The sequence below is a fragment of the Alteromonas gilva genome (assembly GCF_028595265.1).
Taxonomy (GTDB): domain Bacteria; phylum Pseudomonadota; class Gammaproteobacteria; order Enterobacterales; family Alteromonadaceae; genus Alteromonas; species Alteromonas gilva.
Window position 1 is genome coordinate 62,003 of sequence record NZ_JAQQXP010000004.1, and the last position, 17,187, is coordinate 79,189.

The following is a 17,187-nucleotide window of genomic DNA, read 5'->3' on the forward strand; positions in this document are numbered from 1 at the left end:
AAAGTAATTATTAAATAAAGTTAAACAAACAAGACCCAAACCTTATGATTCCAAAAAATATAGGTCTATGCTGGAAATATGGGAGACCGTTTTCTATACAGGGGGGGGGTATGGGCATTTTCGAGCATTATAAACAGAGATACATATCGCGTCAGGGCAATTTGTCGGTGGTTGAGTATTTGAAGCTTTGTAAATCTGAGCCAAGGGTTTACCAGCCATTAGTAGCGAATTTGTCATTAGCATTTGGGGCTCTAGAGGCTGTCTATCCGCACGATTTTAGCGCCAAACATGCTGTCGAAGAGTTTCAGTTGAGATCAGCTTTTGTGGATTTTCCTAATCACAGAGAGATCGTTGACCGGATATACAGTGCAATATTGGCATCGAATGGCCGGCAGCCTTTGTACTTCGTTGCACCCTGTGAAGTATCACAAGCGCTTTTGTACCGGTTGCACCGATTAGCCAGAACAATCCCGCGTTTTGTGATTGCCGGTTCTCCGGCGCTGGATTCTCCTTTGAGCTTGTTTACCAGGTTTGATGAGGGCTTGTGGCTTGAGGAGCATTATGGCATTCCGCTTAAGCGCTCTGGGCAGGTTTGTTCAAGTTGGTTGGTTGAGAGAGTGAAGAGTGGGATGAAGCCTGATGATTTCGAGGTTGAAGAGCTCTATCCTGAGGATGTTTCTGGCTCTGAACTGTGGGGAATTCCTGAGCTGGCCTATTGTGTTGATGGTGAGCCGGTTAAGTGGGTGATGGCCAGCGCTAGGCGTCAGTGTCATGCCCCGTTTTACATGTCTGGTGTGAGTTTAGATTCATGCTCATTAGGAACTACCTTACCGGTACGAAAAGTATTTCTTGGATATGAAGAGAGTTTTAATGCCCGGCAACATTATACGAAATTTATCAATGGTTTACCGGTGGTGGCTGGATTTGGGAAGACGCCTAAGCAAATCGGAATGGCCATATTGGCTAACTTGGCTGCCGGCTTAATTCTGGCGGCGTTACTTTAGGTGCGAGTGCTACTGAAAGAAAAATGTATTATTATATCGCTGTGGTTCAATATCTAAGGATAAGGCTGTCTTTTACCTCGGCTAAACGAACTCGTTGTATACAGCTTTCAAATTCTTCCTCTGTCATTAAAGTCGGCAAAAATCTTTTGGCCATCTCTAAGTATTGTTTGTTTGATAAATTGGCAAAGGTAATATCTAACCTGTCCAGCTCAGATATAATAAACTCGACGCACTGCTGTTCTGATTTGCCAGGCGGCTCATTTCCTCCGCCATTACTCAGAGCCAAAGCAACAGATGAATATGCGAGCACTGCGAATACTACAGTTCCTTTGTAAACCTTCATGCATCCTCCTACGGTGATGGCTTTTACCTACCATATTCAAGGTTTCGAAATCGAAACGCAATAACCCATAAATATCGTAGCATCCGATAGCTCCCTATCGATTGTTGCCAGCTTGGTTGGGTAATTATTTCTTATCAGAATGACAAGCACCTTTTTCAGTGTATAAAGATACCTTTTGACCCTCAGCTCGCATGGTTAGTGACGGCGTATAAACTGTGTAATTGAGCGTGTCTTCTTTGATATGTAAATCCAAAACAACATTGTGGAGTTCCGTGTTGTAACTATTTTTTCCTTGCGAGAGGTGTTCAAATTTGCTCATCAGTCGACCTGTAGTAAAACCAGGTATGACAATTACATCTCCTCTATATCTTGGTTGAGTGTATTTAAAATCAGGGATTGAACTACTCAAAAGATACTGACCTAGTACGGGATGTTTATCGAAGTGGGCTTCAACGCGTGTTTTCAACGTAGCTTGTTTTAAGGTAAGAGTGAAAGAAAAGCCGGGTAGGGTACTTACCGTGCCATCCTCGATGATCATGACGTTTGCACTTGTTGTACAGCGCCATTCCTTATCAAAATGCTCAGTCACTTCCAGTGGTAGGTTTTCAGCAGCTATAGCTGAAGTTCCGATTGATAATGCACTGAATGCAACTAACCAATGCGCTTTCATGAATGCCTATTCCTTCGATTTAATATCAACAACTTAACTATACCAAACCCATTGGGACATGTGTTGTATAAACGGTCGAGGAGAAAAAATAGGTTACAGCCGTGCCTAGAGCACCTTATACAAGTGCAGCCGCTCAATAACCGGTGCAGCCGCATCAGCTTTAGCCTGGCCAATGTAAGGGCCTAATTCTCCGATGGTGACATCCTGGTTAATAAACCAAATAGGGGAGTGGGCAATTTTGGTAGTTTGCCGGCTTTTCTTATTCTCATCACGGATGTTCATCATTGGTGTAATGCGTAAAGGGCGACGTATCCGAAATAGCTCTGCATCATTTGCATTCATCAGCTGGCGTTTTTCCATGTCGATGGACTTTACCCAGTCTGCATGGCTGGCGGAATGTTTATTCGCACTCTTGGCCAGCTCTAATTTGTCGATCCAGAATTGTTTGTTTTGCGCTTTGCTTTGGGAGTGCAGCCGAACCCAGGAAAACCCAATGCGGGAATAACCGGGCTCACCTATCATAATTTGCCGTGTGAACGCTTTACGAATAAGGTTAGGTACGGCTTTACTCACCAGTTCAAATCGTGTGTCTGTGTGATTGGCCAACTGCAGTATTGTTCGTTCGAAGGCTTTCTTGAGGCGATTGATTTCAGTGACACGTCGACGTAGTTCATCTTCATCCGGATGGCGTATACAGATAACACCAGGTAATCGCTGTGCCATGACGCCGGCCTGATTTTCATGGCGCAGTTCAAAGTCCAGCAAATGCAGCAACGCTTTTTCTATGGCGGCATCACCGGATAGCCGGCTAACGTCAATCATGACTTCGTCGACACCGACATCATCGAGCTCACCATAAGGGAGGGCATATAACTGTGCTTTGGTCACAGTGCCCATTTTCAGGCAATCAATGAGCAATTTAATGTGCTCAACGAGGTGCCAGTACTCCCGGCGCACGATGGCCACGGCATCAGCATCTGGGGTTCCATTGTCAGGGATTGTCATTGAAATCTGCCTCATCAATATAATAACTATATCATACCATAAATATACACTATACCACCACTCGCACCACCGTCAGAGGCCGGCCGACCCTGGGTAGCACCGAAAGCCCAAAGCCGTATCGCGTATCTCTCTTTCTTGCTCGACTTCTTTTCGCCCCCTCCTCGCGCCCCCTCGGGTTTGCCCCCGGCAGGTGGAGTCGAAGTGCGTTATGCCAGCGAAGCTGGCAGGTTTAGCAGGGGGGTTCTATTGGTATGATATAGTTAATCTTGAGTTAGTATGCTTTTCTTCGTGTTTTTTATCTTGGGTTGTATGGATATTGAACAGCCAATTGGGTATGGTAAGTGCAGGAATTGACCTTAATGCGCATGTTGAGCGCACTGAATCCAGGAGGGATTGATGTCAAAAGATAACCCGCAACCTCACTTCACCTCTGCTTTTAATCACTTACGCAACTGGGATTTATCTTCCTGCTCGGCAATCACTAGGCTGGGGGAGTTTTTACGTAGCGCTGCGTTTATTTTTGCGAAAGCAAATAACTCAATCTATGAAGGAAGATATAATGAAATACCTGAAAAAAATCATACTGGCCACCGTCGCATTAATTTATGCAAGCATGGCCAACGCCGCTATTGTGACAGTTAATTACGAGCTAGAGCTCGATTTCCGCGAATCAGATGACTATACCGATGCGTTTCTTGCTCAATATTTTGGCGATAGCGCTCTAGCAACGATTGTTTATGATGCTGATACGCCGCTTTCACGAATAGTTCCAACAAACACATATCAATATGAGGCTATACTTGAGTTTAGATTTTTTACTAGCTCTACATGGGGCAACACTTCGATAACTGATGATGAAGGCTGGATTGATATATATAGTGACGCCACTGACTATATTGTTTTCAATAGTGTGCGAGAGACAAATTCCAATATTCCCACCTCGGCACTATCTGATTTTTCTCTTTCGACTATGCAAAATTATGGTCCGAATGGGCTTAGTTCTGGCACAGCCCTCCCCATTGACTACCCGTCATCGCCTGCTCGGATTTGGAATTTTTTTACTGTTAGAGCGTCCGGTCGCACCCAAGTACGATACGAAATGGTTGGCGTGACCACATCAGTCTCAGAGGCCAACATCCCCGCACCTGGTTCAACACTGTTAATGCTGGCAGGGTTAGCCGGTATGGCCCGTTTGAGGTATATCGCAAACAGAGTGGTTTAAAGAGACACGACTCTCCATTTCCTGATTTCTCTACATATGGGCGGTTTGACAGGGGGTATTCCTGTCGACTCGCCCACTACCTTGCCCTCGTCGATATGCAGCGCGTTTAACCTAAAAGTATGCGATTTGAAACCATTTATCTCTGAATACATGGTAATCCAAGCCCGGTTATGGCCAAATACGTGCCCATGAACTGGGTAAACAAACACTTCAGCAACCTAACCGGGTATGCTGACATCATTTTTAACTCGAAAGGTGAAGAGCTGCTGTGTGGCCTTTACGCCTACCTGTATTGCTATTCGAAACAAACCCATGAGTCTGAAAACCCACTGGCTTATATGACTTGTACCAGGAACCTGGCCGAATACCTGCTTCACCCGGGTACCGAAACCTATCTGGGGAATCATCACGCTGAGCTGTACAGTTTATGCAAAACACTTGTTGCTCGCTCCGCTGAGATGTGTGCTCACTTGAATACCCTTTATTCGGACAGTTCGTTTGATTTGGTGGTCATTAGCTCTGACCCATTAGTTACTGAAGTGGGTGAGATGGTACATCAAGCGCTGTCTACGGCGCCTGAGTCATCGAAAGGGCGGATACAGCATATTGCCTACGCCTTAATCGAAGCATCATCACCACAAGCTCGTATACGCGCTATGATGGATGAAATTAGGCGAAATAATTAAACTGCCGTTGCCCCCCCCCTCTGGCTTAAACCAGGTTTGTCTCTTTCACAGTCTAAATTGATTCCTTAGCCCAAGGCCAATTAAAAAGATGAGTATTAGGGATACAACGCTCTGCACAGTAATAACCCCATAGACCCAATCTACTGAGCCGCTGAAATATAAAGCTTCTGCTTTAGTGCGTATAGAGCGTCCGATTGGGATAAAGGGCAGGCTATTGACGACCGTAAAGCCCAGCATATGCAACAGATTTGGTAATTTTCCCGACGCGATAAACGCTATAAGCGTGTAAGAGATCGCAAAATACAACCATGAAAATGCTAACCCAACCATTGGCCACACGTATGAGCGGCCATAGTCTGATAAACGGAAATACAGCATATCCATAACATTTTTTATGAAAGAGGGTTCATTAACCCAGCGTTTTGCCTGATTCTCCATAGCGTTGAACTTTAACGCTTCATGGTGATGCTTAAATTGCTCTGCGATTTCCTTAAGTCGGCCGAGTTTTGATTGGGCGGTTTTATCCGTTGCATGCCGATGCCAGCAAGTTCTCCAATTGCCTCTTTCCCGAACGAGGTTTACGTCAAGGCCATCCATATCCACATGATGTGACAGTTTGGTGCTACGTAGGTCAGGAATACAGTTAAATTTCAGGTTGTTCAGTATCAACGGGCCATCGATAGTTGCGCCTCTCAACGAAAAGTCGGTTAAGTTTCTGACAGATGATGCTTCTTCCGTACTTTCGAACGAAATGGAAGTACAAGTGATATGTTCAAATGATAAAGCTCCAACGCCATATGCTTTAACATTAAAGAATAAGCGACCATCGCCAAAGGTGGCATCATTAAACGAAACATCCCCTTCACCAAAGGTGGCATGGCTAAACGTAACATTGCCATCGCCAAAATTGGCGTGGCTAAACGAAACAGCGACATCGCCAAAAGTAACGTCATTAAACCAAACATCCCCATTGCCAAAGTTGGTGTGAATAAACGAAACAGTACCATCGCCAAAATTGGCGTGACTAAACGAAACATTGCCATCGCCAAAGGTGGCATCTCGAAACGAAACATACCCTCTGCCAAAGTCGGCAGAAAAAAATATAGCATCTCCATCGCCAAAGGTAGCACCATAAAATATAACCCCCCCCATCGCCAAATGTAGCGTAACTAAACGAGACTTCCCCATTTGGGAATAAATATTGTTCAAATGATATTTCTGGAGCGCTTTCTTCAAGATATTTCGAAAAATCCACTCTAGCAAAGCTGACATTTGCGTCCGGGTTATTATCAACCCACCGATTCCATGCATCACGACCTGCCAACCAAAGGTCGACGGCATCATCGCCTTCCAAAGTTACTCTTGGTTTGTTTGGTGTATCCATACTTAAGCTCATTAAAGGTTTTACAAAAAGCCGGGTAAGCTTGCGACTATGACAAAAATATTGATTGAATGCTTCTCTCTGACTAAAAGGCTCAGCTTTCCACTTTTATGCCATGAATTTGCTATAAAACAAAATCCTCGCAATCCTTGTATTCGCTACATTCAGCTTTCCAACGAATAGGCTTTATACTTTCTAGAGAATAGATAATTTGAGTTGGAGTCGTATCGGGAATGGGCGGTTGTTCATATTTCACGATTACCTTAGCATCAATGACGTTGATGGTGACATTGTTCTTATTCGGGTATTTCGGTACACCATTAACTCCTGAAGCGCATTGCTCAGGACTATTGGGATTCATATAAGCACAAATTTCTACTGCAGATTTTATACCTCCGAGCCCGAATTCAGCATCTTTTAACAGCCTTGACGTGCCTGATAAAAGAAACGCTTTATACCTGTCGCTCTGGTGTCTTTTGATGATTTCTGGGTTTTCAGTAAGCGCCCAGGATGACTCTAAAATCGTGAAGTCCGAAACGGCTTCAGCAGAGGTATATTTAGCGCTTTTAAATGTGTAGGTAAACGCGCAATTCTTGATATTTTTTCCAGGAACATCGACACACTTGCTCCAGGTGACACCAGTAACTATATCACTGACTTCTTGAAGAGCGGCTAGAATTGCCTCATCTTCACGATTGTCGGCTTGTGTTTCGCAGCCGCTTATAAGCAAAACGGCTGATAAAATTATCACTAGCTTCATATCAAGACATCCTTTTCAAATATTCCAGTGTATAGGCTCTGAACATAGTGCCACTTCGCTGGTGTATATTCTATAAGGATGTCATGAAATCCCGCTTATAAGACTAGAACACCGGTGAAACATCCGTTTCCTGATTAAACTGGTCAGCATATTCCTCTATAAACATTTGTATTACGCCTTCAGCTCTCTCCCTGAACAATGTCTCACTTTTTGATATAGCGTATTCATAAACGCTGTTCTTTTTGAGCTCAGTAAAGCTACATCCGGAATTAATATTTCTGTATTCACTGAGGCCATACAATGTTTTGTAGATTGGAGATGGATATAAATCTTCCTTAAATGCAATCCCGCAATAAATATCTTCCTTTTGAAACGTATAGCTAGATAGTCGAGGTGTATTGTGAGCCTGCTTCATCGTAACACCGTGCTTTTTTTCTACATTTGAAAGAGTAGCTTTAATTTGAGCTGCAGTCATAGGGGGCGATACCTGCTGAACAGTAAGCTGGATAACTTCGCCAGTATCTACGTTTAAATCTATGTTAACACTTGAGAATGTTCTAATGCCTGATTTCTCGATAAGTTTTAGAACAACCTTCGGGCCGTTTTTTAAAAAGTCGTTTAAGCTGCTAAAGTTGTTGCTAAATGAAGCAACACTATAACTACATTTAGCATACCTGTCTCTTTGCCTGAATTCTGTGATTGCATCACTAAAGGCCTCGACCATAACTTCAGACATTTTGTTTCTAAACAAAACAATGTTATCAGCTACCTGTTTATTTGAATCAATATGAGAAGCAAAAACTTTCTCCATAAGACCTCGCGATCCCAATTGCTTTGGCGTTGAGCATTCCATCTGATTATGCTCTACAAAATGGTTATCAAAATTGAAGTCATCCGGCTCTATCCCTAGTTCTCGATAGATGTTATTTCCGGGCCCCAGGTTTATGTTAAAGAAGATGGATGCGGAGACATTGGCAGAAGCCACTGCAAAAAGTACTGTCACTAATAATCGGGTATAGCCTTTGATAGTCATTTTTTCCTCTCTTAATATGTGGTTCCACTTTTAATTTAGTAAACCTATATTTGTTTCAACACTGCCACAGGCAGTGCAGTAACCTGTTTAAAGTAGCTCTCATCACTATTTATGTATGTGCTAAGTCGAGTTTTTAGCACATCATCAGTTATATCGTCATGCAGCGCTATTAACGAATTCTTGTCACGCAGCACATTGATGACCCGCTCTTTAGTGGCGCCCTGACCTAATGACAGCGCAATGTCACTGACAACGTATGCGCCAATTCGATCAATGATACCGATGGATTGCCGGCTGAATTGTTCGTTAAACCTTCGAAGTAAGTCCATTTGGTTCCCCAGATTAATATGCCAGTACAACCGAGCGGTTTGGTGTCGTTTTTGAGCGGGTTTCACCCACTGATAGCGTGACCAGTTGAGATTCGTCGACGCCAAGCTCAAGGAATAGTTTCTTTACGGCTTTAGCCCGGCCCATGGCCAGATTGTAATTGTACTGCTCTGTACCCGATTCGCTGGCATTGCCTTGAATACCAACACGGATGTCAGGGTTAGCGATTAAGTACCTGGCGTGAGGCTCTACCACCTCAGCAGCGTTAAAGGGAAGTTCTGCAGAGTCATTCTCAAACTCAACAGTATGAGACACCCGTTGAGTACTTCGGTGAGTGTCTTCATAAGGGCCAGCATTTGCCTGGTGTTGGCCAACGTTTTCGTCATTCATGGATGTACACCCACTTAGGAACAGCATCACTGCCGGCACAGCTATCTTTAAAGCAATTTTCATATTCGGTACCACAATAACTTGGATACAGGCATTCTACAGATTGTCTTTGTCTTCCCTTGCAGTAGGGGCGGGTTTTTCCGCCACTCTATGGACAACCGCACGGCTTCTTGTGGCCAATTTTAGCTCCATTTGAAAGTGCCTGACCTTGCCAAACCATCAAATGTCAGAGACTGACAATCAGAGCGCAGGTCAGTTTATTGCGCCAATCCAACTTCGCTGTAGCTTGAATCAGTATTGAAATAAATGTGTTCGAGGTGAAGCTTGATGAAACTAACGTGCCTGACTGCTGCTACCCTGGCTGTGATGACCTCACCTTCAAATGCGAGCCACGAGCAAGAAGAGCGGGTAATCAGAGTAAATCGAAGGGAGGTAGTGCTTTTAACTTCCAATGACGCTGTAACAGTCGACTACCGGCTCAATAAGCGATGGGCTATACAGATTGAAGCAACCTCTGCAGACAAGGTGTGCGAATCGGAAACAACTGAACATGACATCCGAAAGAAGATTATTGTAACGGCAACACTTCAGTTTCGTTTCTGAGCGTTCTTTCGAAGCGCTCATTTTATTTAGTCATTGCCCCGGGGCAGTCTACTCTCTCGATGACAAGACTCCCAACCTTGTGGTACGTTGCTGGCTTGAACTGGCCCCAAAGCTATGTAACCGCAATGACTTTCAAGATGAACAGTGTGGTGGCCGGCAAAACAGTATCTTCGTAGCAATATTCACAGCGCGACTACCAACCAATGCCCACACAGCCACTAGACTTACCAGAGGAAAACTGCCAGCTAGTACTCTATAGTAAATCACCGACCGCAAAGTTCAACGCTGTATTCAGGGACGGTGTTTTTCATGTAACAGGGCATTGGGCGATTAAAGAATTAAAACCAGAAGATGTTGACGTATGGGACTATGCTGGGCAAGTTAGCTAATAAAGGTTAGTTAGCTTAACGGAATATAAAAGGGATTACCTATGAACAATGTATTTTTTAGACCTTGGGTCGGAAGCCAGTATGGACAGCCTAATTCAGTTTTTAGCAACAAAATTTTAATTCTCGGTGATTCACACTATACAGATGAGTCAGAAATTGGAGAATTGGACTCTCAAAAACAATCCAGTGATTTCACAACGGGTGTGATGACAGACTATTTAGATGAGAGTATCAAAGGTAATTGGAAATCCACTTTTACTAAGTTCATGAACAGCTTCGTGCAAGGAACAGCTCATGAAGAATGCCTTCGAGAGCAACTGTGGAACTCCGTAATGTTTTATAACTACTTGCAGATCCCAGCAGGTTCAAATCCCAGACTCACTCAGCATTATAACTATAACGAAGACACTGATAGAAAGGCATTTTTAGAGGTTATTAGAGAATACGCACCGGATATAATAATCAGCTGGGGTAATAAGGTTTGGGATGCAATACCAGAAGATTTCGGCTCCGGATGTTATATCGCTAATGACGTTCATAGCGACTGCTTTTACACGTACCCATTTGAAGGGCGTGAAGTGAAGGTACTTGGAATCAACCACCCTTCAAGCGCCTATGAATCTTCTCGTTGGTCAAATGTGTTTAATGAAACTCAGGTGAACACTTAATTGCATTATTGTTGCTCATACTCGAACTTACACTATTTATGGCAAGTCTTGGCCACGTCGGCCAGGCAGGGATGAACAAATACCAGCACGTCCTCTTTTTTGGACAAAGAACAGGCGTTCAACGCCATATCCAAGCGCCGCCGAGGCGGTCACTAGAATTAATCGTTATGAACTTTTACTCTCGATAGCGAGCACTCGTTTCTCTAGCTTTTTTATTTCTTCGAAGTTTAATCTCATTTGCTCTATATCTGGATTATCTTCGTTTTCTTCAGGGCTATAAAAATCGACTTCGCCACCTTTTTCAACAAACTCTATTAGATTTTTAACCGATTTCTCAAGAACCTTGAACTTTTCACCATCACCATTTTGATTAACGTTAAGATTTACTGAGATTTCTTTTGTAATAGATTCAAGTCCTTCCCTTTTTTCCTTATCAGCTTCCTTTGCCAATTCAGCCTCTAATTTCTGATTTCCAAGTTTAAGCGCTTTGATCTCTTCAGATTTCTTTCTAATAGTTAGCACTCTGTCAGCTACCTTAAGTGCCGAAAGTATGATTCGGCTAGTTGTTGCGGCAATCGCTGCTAGCACTGCAAGCTCAATTATAATGGAACCTTTCTGAGCGCCAACAATTTTAACATCTTCAGGCGCACCATCATGCGCCATAGCAATTCCCCGGCCTATTTCCCACCAAGTAGTACTTAACTTCTTTAGGTCTGTGAGATTATTGAGTGAAACATCATTCTGAAAATGAACACGCATAATAACTTGTTCACCTTCATCAGAATCTTCGTCGTCATCATCGACTAAAGTGATAAGGTTGGCTCTTAATTGATCAGACTTCTGAATTGCTTGACTGAGCTTGTCGTGTATAGATTTTACTTCAGTTGTTGCAGTAGCGATATCTAACGAGTTCCTAAAAAGCAAATTTTCTAAATTCGTAACGCCCTCGGAGCCTATGTATTGTGATATTTCGAGCCTCGATAGCATTTTTTCCTGCTCATTCGTAAGATCTGAAACCGAAATATCCTCAATAGTATTAATAACAGCCTCTTTTTGGGCTTCGAAAGGCTGCATTGGTTGGTTATGATGAGCATTTACATTCTGCTGCATAGCTTTGTGAAGTTGCTGGTATTTTTGGGATACTTGCAGCTCTTTTATATTTTCATCTATCCAAAATGAAAGATTTAACAGCTCTTTAATTTGCACAATTTATCCTTTAACTTATAACATTGAAATGATACGGTCCTTTTGAGTCACAAATAAAACAACTCATTATTGAAATATTACAGCTTTACGCCAACAAGTCATACACTTATGCGTTCACAAAGCACGTAAGAAAAATATAAAGGGAATGCATGCAATATGTGTCGGCTCGAAGGACTACACAACGTATTGAGCAGCCCAAAAGCGTCAGAGACAGCTTGAGACAAATGTCTGCACTTTGTCGAAGTGACGTTACTGTAATGGCTTAATATGTGGATTATGATGTAACCCTAGCAAAAAAGCCTTGAATACCTAAAGCTGAACAGCCAACAACAAGAGAAGTAAATATCACAACATCACCACCTGTACTATCTGGTGAAGCAAATGGAACATAATATTGTATTACGTTCGATGCAAAGCCATACCCAACAGCCCCACCCAAAATAATACCAACTCCTAAGATCGTCATCGGCTTTCCTTTATGCGTTAAATGATATAGATCCAACAATAATCGCACCGCAGATGACGTGATGCCAGCACCTATCCCACAAATGATAAAACGCATTGTTCTGTCCCAAAAATTGTCGCCTTGATAGAACCAAGAATCCAAATTGAATCCAAGAAACGAAACAATCAGACCAAAGCCAATGACAAATATAAATTTTTTCATTGTACTTTCCTTTCGAGTAATTGAGTTTTGCAGCTAAAATGATGGCTAGTCCACCTAAATTACACTGCGCTCTGTTCAAGAGACAAACTTAACCGTTCAACACACTTCTCTTGCCTGAGCTTTATTGCGAGTTCTAGTGCTGTATGCTCCCAATAATTCTTCAACTCTCGATCTGCTCCGTTTGATAGAAGCCAGTAAATAATATCCGGAGAGTCCTTTCTTACGGCAACATGTAGTGGTCTATCTTGAATTTCGTCTTCTGAGTTAATAAGAACATGTAACTCAGAGGGTGATAACTCTTTTTTAATTGCTGATAAAGTTTCAACATCTGAATTCTCAACAGCATGAAAAAAATTGGCAACAGTCACGTCTGAATAATTTTGGCTAGGCACTTTCAATCCAGAACGTTCAAACTTAGCGGCATTGTCTGCAGATTTACATAAGCTCAAAGCAGCATCAAACGCCTCAATCCCGCCGTCGACTATAGCTTTATCGTGTTTTTCCCCTTTAGCCCTTTCACCCGTATACTTCGTTACTCCTTTTAATCCGCTTTGTGCTATTACCTGAGACATAAATCTGAGCGCCTTGAACAGCATAGACACAGAAAAAAGAAAAGTAACTATACCTATGATAATTCCAGCGGTTGAATTAATAACTTTCCCTACCAGTCCACCCAACAACATGGCCAAAGCCAGAGAAATCAAGGTTGCATTGATTAATCTTCTAAACGATTGACTGTAGAGGTAAAAAAATAAAACGACTATGGCTATTACAATATGCATTTGTTTCTTCTTGAACCTACAATTATTTAATATCTTTTCTCAAATAATAGTATATTTCAAAAACCATTGAGTTTATCGGCAAACGCTTTCGCTGCTTCGTCCCGTGCCTCTACGGTACGTTTCTTTGCGTGCAACGCCTTGCATGCAGCCCACCCCATTTTAAACGCATACTCATAGACATCCAGAATGTGCTTCCAGGAATGAGGGCGAAATCGAAGCTTGGCTCTTAATTTTTCGGAACGTGCTTCAAAGTCCAGCCCAGATTCGATATCGAGCGTGCTTACTTCCTGTTTTGATGGCTCTAAGTCTTCATTGGGATCTAAAAGGTATTCAAACAATAGCTCGTAGTTATCTTCTGCCAAGCCGGTCCTTTGAGCCATTGCTTTCAGTTTGCTCAGGGTTTCCTTGCGGATGGTTAATGTCGTCGTATTGTTCTTCGCATTGTATTTATACTTTCGCCACCGGCCACTTAACCGTCGATGTGCATCCGGAGTCAGTACGGATCTAAGCGCTTTGAGGGCCAGTTTGGGCGAGTCTTTACTGTACTCAACATTTCTTTCCTCTGGAGAAGTAAAGTCCTCGACGCGAAGTCCTTTTTCAACCAACCCACTGGCAACGAACTGCTGCCAACATTCATCCGGTTGCTGATCATTTTGTGTTGCCATTCGCAATTACCTTAAAGGGCTCTCATTAATAAAGAGGGCTATCGTACCTCAGCTAAGAATAAAGAGATAACTTTTTGTTACCTGTAACGCTTAATTATATAAAAGATAGGAAGGCAGCTACAGGCAAAGCCTAAAATTGTTACAGGTAACAAATATAATTGACCAACTCACTCCCCTGCTCTATTATTCTAGATAACTGTAATTATCTAGAATAATAAAATACGGGGTCTATGTATGACCAGGCTGACGAATTTATCTATACGAGATAGCGTGACCAAAAAGATGGTCCTAGATAACCTGAATGAATTTCGTCGGGATGTGCTCGATGATATGGCCGACAATACCAAAAAGGCCTACCTTTCAGATTTCGAGCAATATTTGTCATTCTGTGACATCCATCAATGCCCGGCCATGTCCGATGACTGGAAAGTCACCAAGGACTCCATCAAAGCGTATTTTTTAACGTTAATGGACTCGGAGATTAAAAATGCCTCAATTAAGCGGAAGTTGAGCGCGATAAAATTCTTCATCGGCATTGCGGAATTACCTGACCCCTTTAAGCACTCAAAGTTACTCCGTGACTTTGTGGCCAACAAGCTTAAAAAGAAGCCGGCAGCGCAAGACCAGGCAGAGCCAATTACGGCAGAAGTGCTAAAAGAACTGAATGATACTTTCAATCCAAACTCATTGTTAGATATTCGCAACAAGCTGCTCGTTAACCTGGCTTTTGACACCTTGTTTCGAGCATCGAACCTTACCGGAATACAGCTTCACCATATTCATCGCGCCTCAAATTCTGTATTTGCGCCTTATTCGAAAACAGATCAGGAAGGCCATGGTATCTATGGCTATATCTCACCACGAACGTTAGCACTGCTGGATATGTGGCTAAATGCTACCGGCATCACTGAAGGCATGGTATTCAGGAATCTATCACCCAAACATACGCTGCAGGATAGTAGTATGGGCTACCAGGCGATGTATAAAACGTTCAAGACCTTTGGGGCCCGGCTCAATAATGGCCAAGAGTTTAGTTGCCACTCAACGAGAGTGGGAGCAACAGTCAGCATGACCGAGAAAAACAGACCTCTTATACAAATTATCCAGGCTGGAAACTGGAAATCTGAAAGAATGGCTGTACGTTACGGCGAACGCTCAAACGTTGCGAAAGGCGGTATGGCGGGAATCCTTTAACACCTGAATCATGCCTGTTAATGGATTATAGTAAATGGGCCACTTATCGGCCTTTCATTGCTACACAAGCTAACCAGAAAGGCATTTAACAAAAACAACTTATTGATAGTGTCAGCCCTTATATTTGATACCGTTACTATCATACCAGTTACCACGCCGTGTAATCGGCATAAATCAGGCACACTAACCGCGCCAGATTCGCCTTCTTTTAAAATATTAATTATTTGGCTCTCGCTAAAACGTGTTTTTTTCATCTTGGTTCTCCATTAGGTTTACTGTAAATGGAAAACTCTATTAAGGCTATTCTGATTTTAGGGGAGGGTTACAATTCCTTTAGCATCCCCTTCTTGTGAGCACTTACCGCTAGAGTAAAAAAAGACAAAAAACAAAAAATACAAACACTTGCTATGGCAATTTGAAACTGGATTTCTGATAATGAGTTTATCGAATAGAAAACCCCAAAGATACCAACGAACTGTGAAATCAATAAAATATAAAGCGCAGCCTTATATTCGTGATAGACCTTGGAACACATTGACGTATTTGTTGCTTGAACTACAATTTCCTTCTGATTGATCTTAAAAACTGCGCATAATGCTCCCACCGTCTCAGCCGAAGTTATGCCAGTTTTTTCTACTCGCTGAATGGTCCTGAGACTTAAGCCACAGATCTTAGCAAGATGTTGTTGAGTCCAGTTATTTTTAATTCTTTGGTTTTTTAATACTTCTATATTCACATTCATTTCCATACCTCGTCCTCCACTTTTTAGACATTATGATAATACTCTAAAAAAACATGTTTTATCTACGACATTTATACGATGTCACATGACTTTAATGCGATCTTTGAACTTTTGTGTTTAGCATGTATTACTGCATCGGCTTAGTTTTCAATTCTTGATATAGTTAGAGCTTCGGGTTTTGTTTTCGCACAAACGTTTCGAATATTTCCATTAGCATGCTCACTGTTTAATTCTTTTATTTTTAATAACCTCATCATACCTCTCCCGCTGCACTCTGTTATCCAGATAAGAACCTAGATTAGATTACTGCTGCAGGAAATCATATTGTCCACTTCCCCGTTAATGACACAGTTCTAAACTAGAGTTTTCCAATTTCTGTCGGTAAGCTGCCGGAGGCAGGTTACCCAGACTTTCATGGGTTCTTTCTTCGTTATAATCCAGTCGCCAGAACCAGGCCATTTCTCTTACCTGATTGAGATTCTCAAACAAGTAGGCATCCAGAAACTCTCTGCGAAATGAACCGTTAAAGCGTTCAACAAAACCATTTTGTTGTGGCTTACCTGGCTGGATATATATCAGTTCAATATTATTGGTTTCACACCAATCTGTCAGCGTCGCCGAAATTAGCTCCGGGCCATTATCCATGCGCAGCTGAGTTGGTAATCCACGCTCAGCTTTAAGTTGTTCTAAGACGCGCACGACACGGCCCGCAGGTAATGAGGTGTCAACTTCAATGGCTAAGCATTCGCGCGTGCCTTCATCCACTACATTTAGTGTTCTGAATCGTTTACCGCAGTATAAAGTGTCATGCATAAAGTCCAACGCCCATTGGTGGTTCGCCTGCTCCATGACTTCCAGCGGCTGTGCTATTCGTTTAGGAAGCACCCGTTTAGTTCTGCGCTTTAAGTTCAACCCCATCTGACAATACACGCGATAAACACGTTTATGATTAAACGGAAAGCCTTTGAACCGCATTCGGCCAAAACACTTCCAGAAGCCTGCTCGTGGCGACTTCTCTAGTACCGCATTGATTGCATCAATGACAGCAGCATTTACTTTGCGCCAGTCTCGCTCGGGACGATAGAAGGTCGAACGGCCTATACCAACATACAGGCAGGCCTTCACGATACTTAGCCCCGCATCAACCAGTATGCTGACGCACTCTCGTTTCTCTGATGTCACCAACCCTTTTTTGCGACAAGCTCCTTAATCGCGTTATTTTCCAGGCTGACATCTGCAAACATTTTCTTAAGCTTTGCATTTTCCTCTTCAAGCTCTTTCAATCGCTTGACGTCGGACGCTTCCATACCACCGTATTTAGACTTCCAGTTGTAATAAGTGGCACTGCTAATACCGTGTTGGCGGCACACTTCCTCAACTTTCCTACCCGCATCAACTTCTTTCAATACTGCGATGATCTGAGATTCTGTATAGCGTGATTTTTTCATAG

20 protein-coding genes and 1 pseudogene are annotated in these 17,187 nt (G+C 42.7%); 6 read left to right on the forward strand and 15 right to left on the reverse strand.

The genetic code is table 11. The features are described 5' to 3' along the window. Positions 1-110: 110 nt before the first annotated feature. Complete coding sequence (locus OIK42_RS19130; RefSeq protein WP_273642766.1) at positions 111-1,004, forward strand: PrkA family serine protein kinase; 894 nt, start codon at positions 111-113, stop codon at positions 1,002-1,004. A 46-nt stretch (positions 1,005-1,050) separates the two neighbouring features. Here the strand turns inward: OIK42_RS19130 and OIK42_RS19135 are convergent, their stop codons facing one another. The 3 genes from OIK42_RS19135 to OIK42_RS19145 form a co-directional block, all read right to left on the reverse strand. Continuing rightward, positions 1,051-1,347, reverse strand: a complete 297-nt coding sequence (locus tag OIK42_RS19135; protein WP_273642768.1) for a hypothetical protein — start codon at positions 1,345-1,347, stop codon at positions 1,051-1,053. 124 nt (positions 1,348-1,471) lie between these two features. After that, positions 1,472-2,017 carry a hypothetical protein gene (locus OIK42_RS19140; RefSeq protein ID WP_273642769.1) on the reverse strand — a complete coding sequence of 182 codons (546 nt, stop codon included), beginning with the start codon at positions 2,015-2,017 and terminating at the stop codon, positions 1,472-1,474. A 105-nt stretch (positions 2,018-2,122) separates the two neighbouring features. Further along, positions 2,123-3,022 carry a DNA replication terminus site-binding protein gene (locus OIK42_RS19145; RefSeq protein WP_273642771.1) on the reverse strand — a complete coding sequence of 300 codons (900 nt, stop codon included), beginning with the start codon at positions 3,020-3,022 and terminating at the stop codon, positions 2,123-2,125. A gap of 559 nt (positions 3,023-3,581) precedes the next feature. Between OIK42_RS19145 and OIK42_RS19150 the strand changes: the two genes are divergently transcribed. Beyond that, positions 3,582-4,244 carry a hypothetical protein gene (locus tag OIK42_RS19150; protein ID WP_273642772.1) on the forward strand — a complete coding sequence of 221 codons (663 nt, stop codon included), beginning with the start codon at positions 3,582-3,584 and terminating at the stop codon, positions 4,242-4,244. Positions 4,245-4,414: 170 nt separating this feature from the next. Further along, positions 4,415-4,930 (forward strand): hypothetical protein, encoded by a 516-nt coding sequence (locus OIK42_RS19155; protein ID WP_273642773.1) that lies wholly within the window; start codon positions 4,415-4,417, stop codon positions 4,928-4,930. Positions 4,931-4,975: 45 nt separating this feature from the next. Here OIK42_RS19155 and OIK42_RS19160 read toward each other — a convergent pair whose 3' ends face one another. From OIK42_RS19160 to OIK42_RS19180, 5 genes are all read right to left on the reverse strand, one after another. Next, entirely contained in the window at positions 4,976-6,202 is a 1,227-nt protein-coding gene (locus OIK42_RS19160) for a pentapeptide repeat-containing protein (RefSeq protein WP_273642774.1), read from the reverse strand. Positions 6,203-6,435: 233 nt separating this feature from the next. Then, a complete protein-coding gene (locus OIK42_RS19165; RefSeq protein WP_273642775.1) occupies positions 6,436-7,071 on the reverse strand; it encodes a hypothetical protein in 636 nt (211 codons plus the stop codon). A gap of 103 nt (positions 7,072-7,174) precedes the next feature. Then, a complete protein-coding gene (locus tag OIK42_RS19170; RefSeq protein WP_273642776.1) occupies positions 7,175-8,104 on the reverse strand; it encodes a hypothetical protein in 930 nt (309 codons plus the stop codon). A 44-nt stretch (positions 8,105-8,148) separates the two neighbouring features. Beyond that, positions 8,149-8,433 carry a hypothetical protein gene (locus OIK42_RS19175; RefSeq protein WP_273642777.1) on the reverse strand — a complete coding sequence of 95 codons (285 nt, stop codon included), beginning with the start codon at positions 8,431-8,433 and terminating at the stop codon, positions 8,149-8,151. Between the two features lie 13 nt (positions 8,434-8,446). Continuing rightward, entirely contained in the window at positions 8,447-8,884 is a 438-nt protein-coding gene (locus OIK42_RS19180) for an OmpA family protein (RefSeq protein WP_273642778.1), read from the reverse strand. Positions 8,885-9,148: 264 nt separating this feature from the next. Between OIK42_RS19180 and OIK42_RS19185 the strand changes: the two genes are divergently transcribed. Both OIK42_RS19185 and OIK42_RS19190 read left to right on the forward strand, forming a co-directional pair. After that, on the forward strand, positions 9,149-9,424 hold the full coding sequence (locus OIK42_RS19185; RefSeq protein WP_273642779.1) for a hypothetical protein: 276 nt from the start codon (positions 9,149-9,151) through the stop codon (positions 9,422-9,424). 430 nt (positions 9,425-9,854) lie between these two features. Next, the gene (locus tag OIK42_RS19190; protein ID WP_273642780.1) at positions 9,855-10,481 is read left to right on the forward strand and encodes a hypothetical protein; all 627 of its coding nucleotides are present in this window, start codon (positions 9,855-9,857) and stop codon (positions 10,479-10,481) included. A 165-nt stretch (positions 10,482-10,646) separates the two neighbouring features. On the opposite strand, the gene OIK42_RS19195 is transcribed toward OIK42_RS19190, so the two are convergent. The 4 genes from OIK42_RS19195 to OIK42_RS19210 all read right to left on the reverse strand — a co-directional run bounded on the left by OIK42_RS19195 (position 10,647) and on the right by OIK42_RS19210 (position 13,801). Next, positions 10,647-11,687: a hypothetical protein gene (locus OIK42_RS19195; protein WP_273642781.1), complete on the reverse strand. Its 1,041-nt coding sequence runs from the start codon at positions 11,685-11,687 to the stop codon at positions 10,647-10,649. A gap of 274 nt (positions 11,688-11,961) precedes the next feature. Continuing rightward, a complete protein-coding gene (locus OIK42_RS19200) occupies positions 11,962-12,354 on the reverse strand; it encodes a hypothetical protein (protein WP_273642782.1) in 393 nt (130 codons plus the stop codon). Positions 12,355-12,413: 59 nt separating this feature from the next. After that, a complete protein-coding gene (locus OIK42_RS19205) occupies positions 12,414-13,136 on the reverse strand; it encodes an ankyrin repeat domain-containing protein (RefSeq protein WP_273642783.1) in 723 nt (240 codons plus the stop codon). Positions 13,137-13,192: 56 nt separating this feature from the next. Then, positions 13,193-13,801 (reverse strand): hypothetical protein, encoded by a 609-nt coding sequence (locus tag OIK42_RS19210; protein WP_273642785.1) that lies wholly within the window; start codon positions 13,799-13,801, stop codon positions 13,193-13,195. Positions 13,802-14,035: 234 nt separating this feature from the next. On the opposite strand from OIK42_RS19210, the gene OIK42_RS19215 reads away from it, so the two are divergent. Continuing rightward, a complete protein-coding gene (locus tag OIK42_RS19215; RefSeq protein WP_273642786.1) occupies positions 14,036-14,995 on the forward strand; it encodes a tyrosine-type recombinase/integrase in 960 nt (319 codons plus the stop codon). Between the two features lie 152 nt (positions 14,996-15,147). Here the strand turns inward: OIK42_RS19215 and OIK42_RS19220 are convergent. From OIK42_RS19220 to OIK42_RS19230, 3 genes and pseudogenes are all read right to left on the reverse strand, one after another. Beyond that, positions 15,148-15,249: pseudogene (locus tag OIK42_RS19220) on the reverse strand (transposase); the annotation flags it as partial. A 68-nt stretch (positions 15,250-15,317) separates the two neighbouring features. Continuing rightward, positions 15,318-15,731: a helix-turn-helix domain-containing protein gene (locus tag OIK42_RS19225; RefSeq protein ID WP_273642787.1), complete on the reverse strand. Its 414-nt coding sequence runs from the start codon at positions 15,729-15,731 to the stop codon at positions 15,318-15,320. 345 nt (positions 15,732-16,076) lie between these two features. Beyond that, a protein-coding gene (locus OIK42_RS19230; protein WP_273642788.1) for an IS3 family transposase occupies positions 16,077-17,185 on the reverse strand; the annotation gives its coding sequence in 2 pieces (ribosomal slippage) (positions 16,077-16,933 and positions 16,933-17,185; 1,110 coding nt in all). Positions 17,186-17,187 lie beyond the last annotated feature (2 nt).

What these genes read in the sequence shown, in the direction of transcription:
- OIK42_RS19205 (WP_273642783.1), bottom strand. Translation starts at nt 13,136, where the DNA reads ATGCATATTGTAATAGCCATAGTCGTTTTATTTTTTTACCTCTACAGT.
- OIK42_RS19165 (WP_273642775.1), bottom strand. Translation starts at nt 7,071, where the DNA reads ATGAAGCTAGTGATAATTTTATCAGCCGTTTTGCTTATAAGCGGCTGC.
- OIK42_RS19185 (WP_273642779.1), top strand. Translation starts at nt 9,149, where the DNA reads ATGAAACTAACGTGCCTGACTGCTGCTACCCTGGCTGTGATGACCTCA.
- OIK42_RS19130 (WP_273642766.1), top strand. Translation starts at nt 111, where the DNA reads ATGGGCATTTTCGAGCATTATAAACAGAGATACATATCGCGTCAGGGC.
- OIK42_RS19180 (WP_273642778.1), bottom strand. Translation starts at nt 8,884, where the DNA reads ATGAAAATTGCTTTAAAGATAGCTGTGCCGGCAGTGATGCTGTTCCTA.
- OIK42_RS19155 (WP_273642773.1), top strand. Translation starts at nt 4,415, where the DNA reads ATGGCCAAATACGTGCCCATGAACTGGGTAAACAAACACTTCAGCAAC.
- OIK42_RS19215 (WP_273642786.1), top strand. Translation starts at nt 14,036, where the DNA reads ATGACCAGGCTGACGAATTTATCTATACGAGATAGCGTGACCAAAAAG.
- OIK42_RS19145 (WP_273642771.1), bottom strand. Translation starts at nt 3,022, where the DNA reads ATGACAATCCCTGACAATGGAACCCCAGATGCTGATGCCGTGGCCATC.
- OIK42_RS19160 (WP_273642774.1), bottom strand. Translation starts at nt 6,202, where the DNA reads ATGTCAGCTTTGCTAGAGTGGATTTTTCGAAATATCTTGAAGAAAGCG.
- OIK42_RS19135 (WP_273642768.1), bottom strand. Translation starts at nt 1,347, where the DNA reads ATGAAGGTTTACAAAGGAACTGTAGTATTCGCAGTGCTCGCATATTCA.
- OIK42_RS19150 (WP_273642772.1), top strand. Translation starts at nt 3,582, where the DNA reads ATGAAATACCTGAAAAAAATCATACTGGCCACCGTCGCATTAATTTAT.
- OIK42_RS19200 (WP_273642782.1), bottom strand. Translation starts at nt 12,354, where the DNA reads ATGAAAAAATTTATATTTGTCATTGGCTTTGGTCTGATTGTTTCGTTT.
- OIK42_RS19170 (WP_273642776.1), bottom strand. Translation starts at nt 8,104, where the DNA reads ATGACTATCAAAGGCTATACCCGATTATTAGTGACAGTACTTTTTGCA.
- OIK42_RS19190 (WP_273642780.1), top strand. Translation starts at nt 9,855, where the DNA reads ATGAACAATGTATTTTTTAGACCTTGGGTCGGAAGCCAGTATGGACAG.
- OIK42_RS19175 (WP_273642777.1), bottom strand. Translation starts at nt 8,433, where the DNA reads ATGGACTTACTTCGAAGGTTTAACGAACAATTCAGCCGGCAATCCATC.
- OIK42_RS19210 (WP_273642785.1), bottom strand. Translation starts at nt 13,801, where the DNA reads ATGGCAACACAAAATGATCAGCAACCGGATGAATGTTGGCAGCAGTTC.
- OIK42_RS19140 (WP_273642769.1), bottom strand. Translation starts at nt 2,017, where the DNA reads ATGAAAGCGCATTGGTTAGTTGCATTCAGTGCATTATCAATCGGAACT.